Genomic DNA, 13,056 nt, shown 5'->3' with positions numbered 1-13,056 from the left:
GGCACAGGATTAGGATACGCTGCTCCTAGTTGACTCTAAAGCATTTTACTCAGAAAATCCGCAAGCAGACGTTAAGTACAAAAAAACATTTTGGCTATCAAATCATTCAACCAAGTGATTTTACGTAGCATGATAGGTTGTCAAAAAAATGCTTATCCGTACGTTCGGTTTGCTCTTCCAAAGTCACCATAGGGAATATTCCTTCAAGGACCAAACTACTTCCATATGTTGTTGTATAAGAAAGGCCTTTTTTTAAAAGCGTACTGTTAGTACATCTTTGTCTTCGACAGGGTGGAGAACAAGCCATCTTTCTTGACGGAAAAAGTCCCTAATTCAAGCATACTTTCAGCTACAATAGTTACCTTTAGTAACCAAAGAGCTTATGTACCATTCTCAAATGTTTGGTATAAGAATATTTTATATAAAGTCAATGTACTTGGTTGGATACGCAAGAAAGCATTAAAGAATGCTGACAGAACAACATTCCTACAAGTTTGGGTGGATAAATGCTTGCATCAGGACATTTTGCCTTGGATTGACAATGATTAAGAAAGTTTTATACTGTATTTAATCTTATTAGTTTAGTCGGTATTGGAGTGACACTATTTATGAATCTTCATATGGAGGCGCATTGATAATGAATTTATTGGAGAAAGAAGCGTTGATTAGAGTCAAGGCAATTGAACTGGAAGATGCTACGCCAGAGGAAATTATCCAGTATGCTGTTCTTACATTTCCCAATCTTACCTTTGCTTGTAGCTTCGGAGCAGAAGATGTAGTACTAGTAGACATGCTTCAAAAAATTAGCCCTTCCACCGACATTTTTTACTTGGACACCGACTTTCATTTTCAAGAAACTTACGATACGCGAGATCAGATGAAGGCCAGGTACAACTTGGATTTTGTTAGAGTCTCTCCCTTAATTACTCCCGAAGAGCAAGCGGCTAAACATGGAGAGGAACTGTGGAAAACAGATCCTAACACATGTTGTGGTATACGCAAAGTTGAGCCGCTGACACGCATTTTGTCGCAATACGATGCATGGATTACCGGTATTCGCCGCGATCAGGCCCCTACTCGTGCGAATTCAAAAAAGATAGAGTATGATGAAAAGTTTGGACTCGTTAAATTTAACCCCTTGGCAAGCTGGACATCCGAGGATGTATGGAACTATATCCGCACTCATGAAGTGCTGTATAATCCATTGCATGACCGCAATTATCCAAGTATCGGTTGTGAGCAATGTACCCGTGAGGTCCTACCAGGTGAAGATCCTCGTGCAGGTCGCTGGTCTGGCAATGAGAAAACGGAGTGTGGGCTCCATCAATAAAATGATATTCAGGTAGCTATGAGTCATATTTATGAAGAAGAAGGGAAGTGCATTATGACTGCAATTCTTCCGCATGGCGGAACACTTGTTGATAAAATCATTACAGGACCGAAGCAAAAAGCACTTTTGCAGGCCGCAGAGGAATTGTTTCCTATCCGTGTAAACTCATGGACCATTTCTGATCTGGATTTGATTGGAGTGGGGGCTTTCTCTCCTTTGACGGGGTTTATGAATGAATCTGACTATAGGTCAGTGGTAACAGATATGCGTCTTGCCGATGGTACAGTCTGGAGTATTCCCATTACTCTTGCAGTTGCAGAAAGTATAGCCAGTGAATTGAAATTAGGTCAGCAGGTGGCTTTAGTGGGGGAAACAGACGGTACCATTTATGCTGTACTTAATATTGAAAGTATTTATCAGGTAGATCAGGCTGAGGAAGCCAGAAGAGTATTCAAGACGGATGACCCGGCTCATCCTGGCGTAAACAAACTGTTAGATCGACCTGCTACGTATGTTGGTGGATCTGTGCAAGTGCTGAATCGGCCGGAGGCCACACAATTTAGTGAGTTTTACTATACACCATCACAGACACGCGACTATTTTGCAGAAAAAGGCTGGAAAACAGTGGTCGGTTTTCAAACACGAAATCCGGTACACCGAGCACATGAGTACATCCAAAAAAGCGCGATGGAGATTGTGGATGCATTGTTTCTAAACCCACTCGTTGGTGAAACCAAGTCAGATGACGTTCCGGCAGATGTGCGTATGAAGAGCTATCTGGTGCTGCTGGACAATTATTATCCGGCTGATCGGACTTTTCTGGGGGTATTTCCTGCTGCCATGCGATACGCGGGCCCTAGAGAGGCCATTTTTCATGCTATTGTGCGAAAGAACTATGGCTGCACCCATTTTATTGTTGGAAGGGATCATGCTGGTGTAGGAGACTATTATGGTACCTACGAGGCACAGGAAATTTTCAGGCACTTTACACCTGAAGAGCTGGGGATTACTCCATTGTTCTTTGAACACAGCTTTTATTGCACCCGATGTGGAAACATGGCTTCAAGTAAAACATGCCCACATCCCAAGGAGCAACATTTAACGCTCTCGGGCACCAAGGTACGGGAATTGTTGCGCTCTGGGGTTTGCCCGCCACCTGAATTTACACGACCGGAGGTTGCTCAAGTGCTGATTGAAGGTATGAAGGAATTTGTTCATGCCTGAGTTGTACTATCTACACGCCTCGTCCCATATAGATTATTAGTATCTGTATAGGACGGAGGCGTTTTGTTATGCAAAAAAATAATCGTAAAAACGAGGTTACACTGTGGATTCGCTATCGGACGTTGCAAAAAATGCTGTTGGGCTGTTGTCTCGCCGTTCTATTTATTACGCTGGCATTGTATGAGATACCTGCTTCGAGAGCTTGGACCCATTGGAGTTTACCCCTTACAGGTAAAGTAATTGCCATAGATGCTGGACACGGAGGGCCTGATGGAGGGGCGGTTAGCAAAGAAGGGATTATTGAAAAGGATATTAATTTGGCAATCGCTTTTTATTTGCGGGATTATTTACAGCAAGCAGGTGCTGTTGTTGTCATGACACGTGAGGATGACCGTGACCTGGCGCAGCAAGAAACGAAAGGTTATTCCAAAAGAAAAACGGAGGATTTGAAGCAGCGTGTGCGTATAATTGAGGAGCAGAAAGCAGACCTCTTTCTAAGTATTCATATGAACAGTATCCCGTCGAGCCGTTGGAGTGGAGCCCAGACCTTTTACGTACCTAACCATGCAGATAACGAGAATTTGGCGTCTTTAATTCAGGAAGAGATCAAACGTAACTTGGAAAATACGGACAGAGTGGCTAAGACCGTGAACACAGTTTATTTATTGAAAGCTCTCAAAATGCCATCAGCCCTTGTTGAAGTCGGATTTTTGTCCCATCCAGAGGAGGCCAGACGACTAAGTGACGTGAACTATCAAAGACAGGTGGCGGCGTCCATATATAAGGGGATTTTGCGTTACTGTGCCGGGGAAAAGGGGATCTCACCAGCACCTGAGGCCAGATAGTGGTATACTGTAAGTGTTTACCACTCCGTAAATTCATCAAAGCAGAGGTGCTGATAAATCATGCAATCAAGAGAGCAAGTTATAGAGTTACTTCAACAAGTGCGGGAGCCTTATACAGGACGCCGTCTAGTCGATCTCCATTTTATTCGGGATGTGGTTGTTAAAGAGGATCGTGTATCCTTGACCGCTATTAGTCTTAATAACCAGGAAGAGACGCTTGCAGAACTGGAGCGGGAAATCCGGCAGACTTTAGAAGAGGCGGGATTAAGTCACGTCCATATTCGTATTCGTGAGGCATCTGAGCATGAAAAGTCCGCAATTCAAGCTGGGGAGAATACCGAGGACGCCGCTGACCCGGTTTTGACCAAAGGACATGCTGTCGGTATGGAAGAACATGAGCTGCTTAACCCAGCATCTGGCGTCCGGTTTATTGCTATTGCAAGCGGAAAAGGTGGTGTCGGAAAATCGACAGTAGCTGTAAATTTGGCTGCTGCTTTAGCTAGACATGGGAAGCGTGTGGGTTTAATTGATGCGGATATCTATGGATTCAGTGTGCCGGATATGATTGGAGTAGAGGATGTGCCTTCTGTCGAAGAGGGTATCATTCAGCCAGTGGAGCGATTTGGTATCAAAATCATGTCTATGGGCTTCTTTGTCAGAGAGAACAACCCGGTGATCTGGAGAGGTCCCATGCTGGGGAGAATGCTCAGACAGTTTTTTAGTGATGTCGAATGGGGAAAGCTTGACTATATGATTCTCGATTTACCACCAGGCACTGGCGATGTAGCGCTTGACGTACATCAAATGATTCCGCAGAGTGAAGAAATCATTGTTACTACTCCACATGCGACGGCGGCTTTTGTAGCTGCACGTGCAGGCGCAATGGCGCTTCAAACGGATCATAAGGTCATCGGTGTTGTGGAGAACATGTCTTATTATGTGTCCTCCACTGGAGAAAAGGACTATGTTTTTGGGCGAGGAGGAGGGGCTATGCTGGCAGACACTCTTCATACAAAACTTCTTGCTCAAATTCCGCTGGGTATTCCAGATAATCATCCGTCAGAGGCCGACTTTTCTCCATCTGTATATAAATCTGAGTCTGCCACGGGTACCATTTACAATGATATTGCTGCTCAGATTACGTTCTTGCACACGGAATCTGAATAAAGAAAAAAGGCTGGTTTTTAAACCAGCCTTTTTATTATTGGCTTCCTCCTTGTTCTCCTTCGCCCCCACCTTCGCCGCCCCCACCACCTTGCTTATCGCCGCCTGCACCGCCTTGCTCACCACTTTTTTTCTCAACCTTGGGTTGAAGCTCCTCTTGTACGACGGTTTTGAGTAAATTCATAACCTCAAGTCGGAAAATCGGATTTTGCATGGCGTCATGCATGACTGTCATAGATTGTTTGCGATATTCAGGGGTTTTAGTTAAGTCCATATACATTTTGGTTAATTCTGGCGACTTGAGCATTGCTTCAATTGATTTTTGATAAGAGGGGTCTTTTATAAGTTGCATATGAAGCTGTTTGCTTTGGCTGTTGATGGCTTTGGCAAATTCTCCGGCAAAACGCGGATCAGTCATAATCTTTTCGATTTCTTTTTTATATTCAGGTGATATCAAAGTATCTTTGACTGCGATCTTCATCTGCTCAGCCGATTGCATGGGCATAAGCATTTTCATTCCCATGCTGCCACCAGCCCCACCACCAGATCCACCCTCTTCACTGCTTTGACCGGATTGTCCTTCTTTGGATGAACTGTTTTCCCCAGTTAAAGCTTCCTCTACCGCTTTTTTTCCGTCATCACTTTTCAGGATATCGACAACCATCGTTTTCATCTCTTTATAACTGTTCTGGGGGGGCGCAGAACCCTGATCCGAGCCGCATCCACTCAGTGCAACGCCCAGTACGCATACCGTGCTAACAAATCGCAAACGAGTCCAATTCATGGCCGTATTCCTCCTTCATCATGAATGTGGATAGTATGCGGATGAATGGGGAGAAATATGTCGATTTGCTTTTGGTTTTTAGCTGAGAACGATGTAAAATAACTCCTTAAAGACCCAGTGCCTGATCGCGTACCTCTTTGCCTTTTACTGTACCCTGTTGAAGCAGTTCAGATACAGTCACGAATTCATAGCCCTGTGCACGCAACTTGTCGATAATGACGGGCAAGGCTTCATGCGTTTGTTTACAGGAATCACTGGCATGCAGAAGGACGATATCGCCAGGATGCGCTTTATTTACAACACGGTCGATTATGACCTGAGTACCAGGGTTTTTCCAATCCAGGGAATCTGTATCCCACTGAATGGTTTTGTAGCCTAAAGTGCCGGCAACCTGAAGGACCCTTTTATCAAAGTCGCCATTAGGCATACGGATCAACTTCGGGGACTGTCCCGTCAGTTCGGTTAATGTGGTATGAGCAATTGAAATCTGCTTACGAATATCTTCATCGCTTAAGCTACTGTAATTTTCATGTTTATGGCCATGACTGCCGATTTCAAATCCACTTTCTTTAATCTGATTCACAAGCTCTGGATGTGTTTTACTCCAAGGGGCAGAAAGGAAAAAGGTGGACTTGGTCACTTTTTTATCCTCAAGGACTTTTAAGATGGGGGCAGTACGCTTATCCCCCCAACTAATATCAAAGGTGAGAGCGATCAACTTTTTGTCCGTGGGTACACTATAAATAGCGGTTGGTGCTTCCTCGGAAAAAACCGTAACATTATCGGTTTCTACATAAATGACTCCAACGGTAAAGACGGCTGCAGCCATTACGATTAAGAATCGTTTGATTTTTTTACCGTTTAATACATAGAAAAAAGAATTCATGGTTAATAACGCTCCTTTCATCCTAGAAGTGCTTGTTTACTTAAAGCTATGCCAGGGGTTGTCAATTATTCCATTAGACTAATAGGAGGAATTATCAAATGGGACTAAAAGCATTTCTTCACGATTTACACACGACAAGACGGTTAATTTTAATCTCTGCACTTCTTTTCTGCGCAAGTATTATAGTGGGATGGTTAAGTTCAGGCACTATTCAATCCATACTGGCGCAACAAATGGAGGGGCTGGGAGAAGTAGCGCAGCGCTTGCAGAATTCTGAGCATCCACAATGGAGTTTTTTTGTATTTATCTTTTTCAATAATGCAATTAAATGTGTGCTGGTTATATCTATGGGGGCTGTATTTGGAATCGTACCGTTTATATTTTTGATTGTGAACGGTATGGTATTAGGGTTCGTAGTACACTTGCAGACAGATATAGGAAGAAGTATGTATGAAGTTGTTGTAAAAGGGTTACTGCCTCACGGTGTGATTGAATTGCCTGTTTTGATTATCGCCTGTGCCTTTGGATTGAAGTTTGGAATCAACATAATGGCTACTATAGGTACAAGCATAGGGCTAAAGCGCAAAGGAACTGGCCCATCGTGGGATGTATTTATGAAACAAACGTTGAGGATCTCCCTATGGTCTGTCATCTTACTGCTTATAGCAGCTGCTATTGAGAGTGGCATAACTTATCGTTTATTGTCACAATAAAATATTATGGCCAATTATTTATATATTTCCTGAAAATTGAACATAACAAAGGGGAGAGCCTAAAGAGAAGCTAAAGATTAATCGGGGTAAGTTTGAAACCTTAGCAGTTGAGTTTAAAAATAGGTAAAGATTGGAACAATAGTTGAGCAAATATAAGTACTTTATAATCTGCTGATAAGGGAGTATGGTCATATGTTGGGAATGCTGTTTAACGAAAAAGAATGCAAGGAACTTGACTACGTTCTTCGTAAGGAGCTAGATGAAATGCTGCTTGATATGAGCGATACTCGATTGGATCAAGATATTCGCTACGCAATCGCACTTCGATATAAAACAGTCTTCCGCATGTATGCCCGTTTTGCACCCGCCAAGGAACTATCAAAATATGCTCGCAGAGGGCGAGTCCCACAAACTAAACAATGAAAAAGGTAGAAACTACATCAGATATCAGGAAGTAAACTATTTTTAAAAGCTTATACTTTCTGATATCAAAAAAAGTATTGACTCTATTCAATATTCATGGTAAATTAATTTTCGTTCCTTTTTAAAGAATTTGCTCAAAAAAAAGAAATTAAAAAAACTCTTGCAAATCTTAAAAAGAGATGATATATTATAAAGGTCGCCACTGAGACGCGGTGACGAAACAAAGTAAGACATTATGCGAGTTTGATCTTTGAAAACTGAACAACGAGTGAGTACGGATTTTGTTTACAAAATCCAACGCTGAAATTTCGGTACATGCCATCAGGCTGTATAAAATGGAAGCAAACAAGAGATATTTTATCTCGTCAGTTTCAACATGAGCTTATCGCTCTTTCTATAAACCAGCTTCGGCTGGTCTTTAATGGAGAGTTTGATCCTGGCTCAGGACGAACGCTGGCGGCGTGCCTAATACATGCAAGTCGAGCGGGGTTGTGTAGAAGCTTGCTTCTACACAACCTAGCGGCGGACGGGTGAGTAACACGTAGGCAACCTGCCCACAAGACAGGGATAACTACCGGAAACGGTAGCTAATACCCGATACATCCTTTTCCTGCATGGGCGAAGGAGGAAAGACGGAGCAATCTGTCACTTGTGGATGGGCCTGCGGCGCATTAGCTAGTTGGTGGGGTAAAGGCCTACCAAGGCGACGATGCGTAGCCGACCTGAGAGGGTGATCGGCCACACTGGGACTGAGACACGGCCCAGACTCCTACGGGAGGCAGCAGTAGGGAATCTTCCGCAATGGGCGAAAGCCTGACGGAGCAACGCCGCGTGAGTGATGAAGGTTTTCGGATCGTAAAGCTCTGTTGCCAGGGAAGAACGTCTTGTAGAGTAACTGCTACAAGAGTGACGGTACCTGAGAAGAAAGCCCCGGCTAACTACGTGCCAGCAGCCGCGGTAATACGTAGGGGGCAAGCGTTGTCCGGAATTATTGGGCGTAAAGCGCGCGCAGGCGGCTCTTTAAGTCTGGTGTTTAATCCCGAGGCTCAACTTCGGGTCGCACTGGAAACTGGGGAGCTTGAGTGCAGAAGAGGAGAGTGGAATTCCACGTGTAGCGGTGAAATGCGTAGAGATGTGGAGGAACACCAGTGGCGAAGGCGACTCTCTGGGCTGTAACTGACGCTGAGGCGCGAAAGCGTGGGGAGCAAACAGGATTAGATACCCTGGTAGTCCACGCCGTAAACGATGAATGCTAGGTGTTAGGGGTTTCGATACCCTTGGTGCCGAAGTTAACACATTAAGCATTCCGCCTGGGGAGTACGGTCGCAAGACTGAAACTCAAAGGAATTGACGGGGACCCGCACAAGCAGTGGAGTATGTGGTTTAATTCGAAGCAACGCGAAGAACCTTACCAGGTCTTGACATCCCTCTGACCGGTCTAGAGATAGACCTTTCCTTCGGGACAGAGGAGACAGGTGGTGCATGGTTGTCGTCAGCTCGTGTCGTGAGATGTTGGGTTAAGTCCCGCAACGAGCGCAACCCTTATGCTTAGTTGCCAGCAGGTCAAGCTGGGCACTCTAAGCAGACTGCCGGTGACAAACCGGAGGAAGGTGGGGATGACGTCAAATCATCATGCCCCTTATGACCTGGGCTACACACGTACTACAATGGCCGGTACAACGGGAAGCGAAGCCGCGAGGTGGAGCCAATCCTAGAAAAGCCGGTCTCAGTTCGGATTGTAGGCTGCAACTCGCCTACATGAAGTCGGAATTGCTAGTAATCGCGGATCAGCATGCCGCGGTGAATACGTTCCCGGGTCTTGTACACACCGCCCGTCACACCACGAGAGTTTACAACACCCGAAGTCGGTGGGGTAACCCGCAAGGGAGCCAGCCGCCGAAGGTGGGGTAGATGATTGGGGTGAAGTCGTAACAAGGTAGCCGTATCGGAAGGTGCGGCTGGATCACCTCCTTTCTATGGAGAATCGTTTCCTGCGATGGAAACATTCAAATTAGCAGGTACATGTACCTGCGACCGGATATTCAATTCGGTTCATCACATTCGTGTAAATGAAATGAATATCCTTAAATTACTCACTCGTTGCTCAGTTTTGAGAGCTCAAACTCTCGAACGTTTGGTGGCGATAGCGGAGGGGTTCCACACGTACCCATCCCGAACACGACCGTTAAGCCCTCCAGCGCCGATGGTACTTGGACCGCAGGGTCCTGGGAGAGTAGGACGTCGCCAAGCGCAACCACTAAAGAAGAACTTCTTTGGTGGTTTATTATGGGCCCTTAGCTCAGCTGGTTAGAGCGCACCCCTGATAAGGGTGAGGTCGGTGGTTCGAGTCCACTAGGGCCCACCATATAACTTTATATTCCTTTTGGGGCTATAGCTCAGCTGGGAGAGCGCCTGCCTTGCACGCAGGAGGTCAGGGGTTCGATCCCCCTTGGCTCCACCAAAAAACTGCATGAATATCATCCGCTCGAATGAGATGGACCGATGTTCACACAGGCTACAGTTTCGATGAAACTGTATTGCACCTTGAAAACTGGATACCGAAACGAAATTGCGTTTTAGAATATTCCTTTAAGCTGATCTTGTGTAAACAAGTGAAATAAAGGTAGCAGGTAAGGAAAGATCTTTTGCTTTTGGCAAAAATCATTCTTTATCGAACAGCGACATTTTCTTTCTTTGAAAGAAAAGTCTAGGTTAAGCTACAAAGAGCACACGGAGGATGCCTAGGCGCCAGGAGCCGACGAAGGACGTGGCGAACAACGATAAAGCCTCGGGGAGCTGTAAGCAAGCTTTGATCCGGGGATGTCCGAATGGGGAAACCCGGCTGTCTTCATCGACAGTCACTTTCTGCTGAATACATAGGCAGAATAGAGGCAGACCAGGGGAACTGAAACATCTAAGTACCCTGAGGAAGAGAAAACAATAGTGATTCCGTCAGTAGCGGCGAGCGAACGCGGATTAGCCCAAACCAAGGAGCTTGCTCCTTGGGGTTGTGGGACGTCTCACATGGAGTTACAAAGGAACCGGTTAGATGAAGAGGTCTGGAAAGGCCCGCCAGAGAAGGTAAAAGCCCTGTAGTTCAAAACTTGTTCTCTCCGAGACGGATCCCGAGTAGTGCGGGGCACGTGAAACCCCGTATGAATCCGGCAGGACCATCTGCCAAGGCTAAATACTCCCTGGCGACCGATAGTGAAGCAGTACCGTGAGGGAAAGGTGAAAAGCACCCCGGAAGGGGAGTGAAATAGATCCTGAAACCGTGTGCTTACAAGAAGTCAGAGCCCGATCTATGGGTGATGGCGTGCCTTTTGTAGAATGAACCGGCGAGTTACGTTCCCGTGCAAGGTTAAGGTGAAGAGCTGAAGCCGCAGCGAAAGCGAGTCTGAATAGGGCGAATGAGTACGTGGACGTAGACCCGAAACCGGGTGATCTACCCCTGTCCAGGGTGAAGGTGCGGTAACACGCACTGGAGGCCCGAACCCACGCATGTTGAAAAATGCGGGGATGAGGTGGGGGTAGCGGAGAAATTCCAATCGAACCCGGAGATAGCTGGTTCTCCCCGAAATAGCTTTAGGGCTAGCCTCGGAAAGAAGAATCGTGGAGGTAGAGCACTGATTGGGTGCGGGGCCCGCAAGGGTTACCAAGCTCAGTCAAACTCCGAATGCCATAGATTTAGTTCCGGGAGTCAGACAGTGAGTGCTAAGATCCATTGTCGAAAGGGAAACAGCCCAGACCATCAGCTAAGGTCCCCAAGTGTGTGTTAAGTGGGAAAGGATGTGGAGTTGCACAGACAACCAGGATGTTGGCTTAGAAGCAGCCACCATTGAAAGAGTGCGTAATAGCTCACTGGTCGAGTGACTCTGCGCCGAAAATGTAACGGGGCTAAACACACCACCGAAGCTATGGCTTGATGCTTGCATCAGGGGTAGGGGAGCGTTGAATGCGGGTTGAAGGTGTACCGTAAGGAGCGCTGGACTGCATTCAAGTGAGAATGCCGGTATGAGTAACGAAAAGATCTGTGAGAATCAGATCCGCCGAAAGCCTAAGGGTTCCTGAGGAAGGTTCGTCCGCTCAGGGTAAGTCGGGACCTAAGGCGAGGCCGATAGGCGTAGTCGAAGGACAACAGGTCGAAATTCCTGTACCACCGTAATCCGTTATGAGCGATGGGGTGACGCAGTAGGGTAGTGACGCGGACTGATGGATGTCCGTCTAAGCAGTGAGGCTGGTGTGTAGGCAAATCCGCACATCGTTAAGGCTGGGCTGTGATGGGGAGCGAAAATTGTAGTAGCGAAGGTCATGATCTCAGACTGCCAAGAAAAGCCTCTAGCCAGGAGAAGGTGCCCGTACCGCAAACCGACACAGGTAGGCGAGAAGAGAATTCTAAGGCGCGCGGAAGAACTCTCGTTAAGGAACTCGGCAAAATGACCCCGTAACTTCGGGAGAAGGGGTGCCTCGGTAGGGTGAATAGCCCGAGGGGGCCGCAGTGAAAAGGCCCAAGCGACTGTTTAGCAAAAACACAGGTCTGTGCGAAGCCGCAAGGCGAAGTATACGGGCTGACGCCTGCCCGGTGCTGGAAGGTTAAGGGGAGTGGTAAGCTCGCAAGAGCGAAGCTATGAACCGAAGCCCCAGTAAACGGCGGCCGTAACTATAACGGTCCTAAGGTAGCGAAATTCCTTGTCAGGTAAATTCTGACCCGCACGAATGGCGTAACGACTTGGGCGCTGTCTCAACGAGAGATCCGGTGAAATTTTAATACCTGTGAAGATGCAGGTTACCCGCGACAAGACGGAAAGACCCCATGGAGCTTTACTGCAGCTTGATATTGAATTTGGGTACGATCTGTACAGGATAGGTGGGAGCCGTCGAACTTTGAGCGCCAGCTTGAAGGGAGGCATCCTTGGGATACCACCCTGATCGTATCTAGGTTCTAACTTGGTACCGTAAACCGGTGCGAGGACAGTGTCAGGTGGGCAGTTTGACTGGGGCGGTCGCCTCCTAAAGAGTAACGGAGGCGCCCCAAGGTTCCCTCAGAATGGTTGGAAATCATTCGAAGAGTGCAAAGGCAGAAGGGAGCTTGACTGCGAGACCTACAAGTCGAGCAGGGACGAAAGTCGGGCTTAGTGATCCGGTGGTACCGCATGGAAGGGCCATCGCTCAACGGATAAAAGCTACCCTGGGGATAACAGGCTTATCTCCCCCAAGAGTCCACATCGACGGGGAGGTTTGGCACCTCGATGTCGGCTCATCGCATCCTGGGGCTGAAGTAGGTCCCAAGGGTTGGGCTGTTCGCCCATTAAAGCGGTACGCGAGCTGGGTTCAGAACGTCGTGAGACAGTTCGGTCCCTATCTGTCGTGGGCGTAGGAAATTTGAGAGGAGCTGTCCTTAGTACGAGAGGACCGGGATGGACGTACCGCTGGTGTACCAGTTGTTCCGCCAGGAGCACCGCTGGGTAGCTATGTACGGAAGGGATAAGCGCTGAAAGCATCTAAGCGTGAAGCCCCCCTCAAGATGAGATTTCCCAGTATGTAAGACCCCTTGAAGACGACGAGGTAGATAGGTTGGGGGTGGAAGTGCAGTAATGCATGGAGCTGACCAATACTAATCGGTCGAGGGCTTATCCTAAGATAAAGCGCAATGAGTTTCGGATCCAGTTTTCAGGGTGTAACCTTGA

The 13,056-nt window shown here is 46.9% G+C and carries 8 protein-coding genes, 2 tRNA genes and 3 rRNA genes; 11 read left to right on the top strand and 2 right to left on the bottom strand.

Annotation, left to right across the window (positions count from 1 at the left end; translation table 11 throughout):
* Positions 1-637: 637 nt before the first annotated feature.
* From MKX46_RS12010 to MKX46_RS11995, 4 genes are all read left to right on the top strand, one after another.
* Positions 638-1,330, top strand: coding sequence for a phosphoadenylyl-sulfate reductase (locus tag MKX46_RS12010; RefSeq protein WP_029514483.1), 693 nt, complete (start codon positions 638-640; stop codon positions 1,328-1,330).
* A gap of 54 nt (positions 1,331-1,384) precedes the next feature.
* Entirely contained in the window at positions 1,385-2,554 is a 1,170-nt protein-coding gene (sat, locus tag MKX46_RS12005) for a sulfate adenylyltransferase (protein WP_029514482.1), read from the top strand.
* A 68-nt stretch (positions 2,555-2,622) separates the two neighbouring features.
* Positions 2,623-3,399 (top strand): N-acetylmuramoyl-L-alanine amidase CwlD, encoded by a 777-nt coding sequence (gene cwlD / locus MKX46_RS12000; protein ID WP_029514481.1) that lies wholly within the window; start codon positions 2,623-2,625, stop codon positions 3,397-3,399.
* Between the two features lie 60 nt (positions 3,400-3,459).
* Complete coding sequence (locus MKX46_RS11995) at positions 3,460-4,566, top strand: Mrp/NBP35 family ATP-binding protein (RefSeq protein ID WP_165150813.1); 1,107 nt, start codon at positions 3,460-3,462, stop codon at positions 4,564-4,566.
* Between the two features lie 34 nt (positions 4,567-4,600).
* On the opposite strand, the gene gerD is transcribed toward MKX46_RS11995, so the two are convergent.
* On the bottom strand, positions 4,601-5,347 hold the full coding sequence (gene gerD, locus MKX46_RS11990) for a spore germination lipoprotein GerD (protein WP_029517534.1): 747 nt from the start codon (positions 5,345-5,347) through the stop codon (positions 4,601-4,603).
* A 106-nt stretch (positions 5,348-5,453) separates the two neighbouring features.
* Positions 5,454-6,233 (bottom strand): polysaccharide deacetylase family sporulation protein PdaB, encoded by a 780-nt coding sequence (pdaB, locus tag MKX46_RS11985; protein WP_023990485.1) that lies wholly within the window; start codon positions 6,231-6,233, stop codon positions 5,454-5,456.
* 98 nt (positions 6,234-6,331) lie between these two features.
* Between pdaB and MKX46_RS11980 the strand changes: the two genes are divergently transcribed.
* The 7 genes from MKX46_RS11980 (at position 6,332) to MKX46_RS11950 (ending at position 13,007) form a co-directional block, all read left to right on the top strand.
* Positions 6,332-6,946, top strand: a complete 615-nt coding sequence (locus tag MKX46_RS11980; RefSeq protein ID WP_165150814.1) for a stage II sporulation protein M — start codon at positions 6,332-6,334, stop codon at positions 6,944-6,946.
* A 192-nt stretch (positions 6,947-7,138) separates the two neighbouring features.
* The gene (locus tag MKX46_RS11975) at positions 7,139-7,369 is read left to right on the top strand and encodes a hypothetical protein (RefSeq protein WP_013312131.1); all 231 of its coding nucleotides are present in this window, start codon (positions 7,139-7,141) and stop codon (positions 7,367-7,369) included.
* A gap of 418 nt (positions 7,370-7,787) precedes the next feature.
* Positions 7,788-9,343: ribosomal RNA gene (locus MKX46_RS11970) — 16S ribosomal RNA — on the top strand.
* A 159-nt stretch (positions 9,344-9,502) separates the two neighbouring features.
* Positions 9,503-9,619: ribosomal RNA gene (gene rrf, locus MKX46_RS11965) — 5S ribosomal RNA — on the top strand.
* 38 nt (positions 9,620-9,657) lie between these two features.
* Positions 9,658-9,734: transfer RNA gene (locus MKX46_RS11960), tRNA-Ile, on the top strand.
* Positions 9,735-9,754: 20 nt separating this feature from the next.
* A tRNA-Ala gene (locus MKX46_RS11955) sits at positions 9,755-9,830 on the top strand.
* A gap of 249 nt (positions 9,831-10,079) precedes the next feature.
* Positions 10,080-13,007 (top strand): 23S ribosomal RNA (locus MKX46_RS11950).
* The 16S, 23S and 5S rRNA genes sit together here with 2 tRNA genes alongside, the layout of an rRNA operon.
* Positions 13,008-13,056 lie beyond the last annotated feature (49 nt).

Source organism: Paenibacillus sp. FSL P4-0113, assembly GCF_038009305.1.
In the GTDB taxonomy this organism is placed as follows: domain Bacteria; phylum Bacillota; class Bacilli; order Paenibacillales; family Paenibacillaceae; genus Paenibacillus; species Paenibacillus polymyxa_D.
The sequence above is the reverse complement of the archived record's forward strand: the minus strand, read 5'-3'. Positions and strand labels throughout refer to the sequence as shown.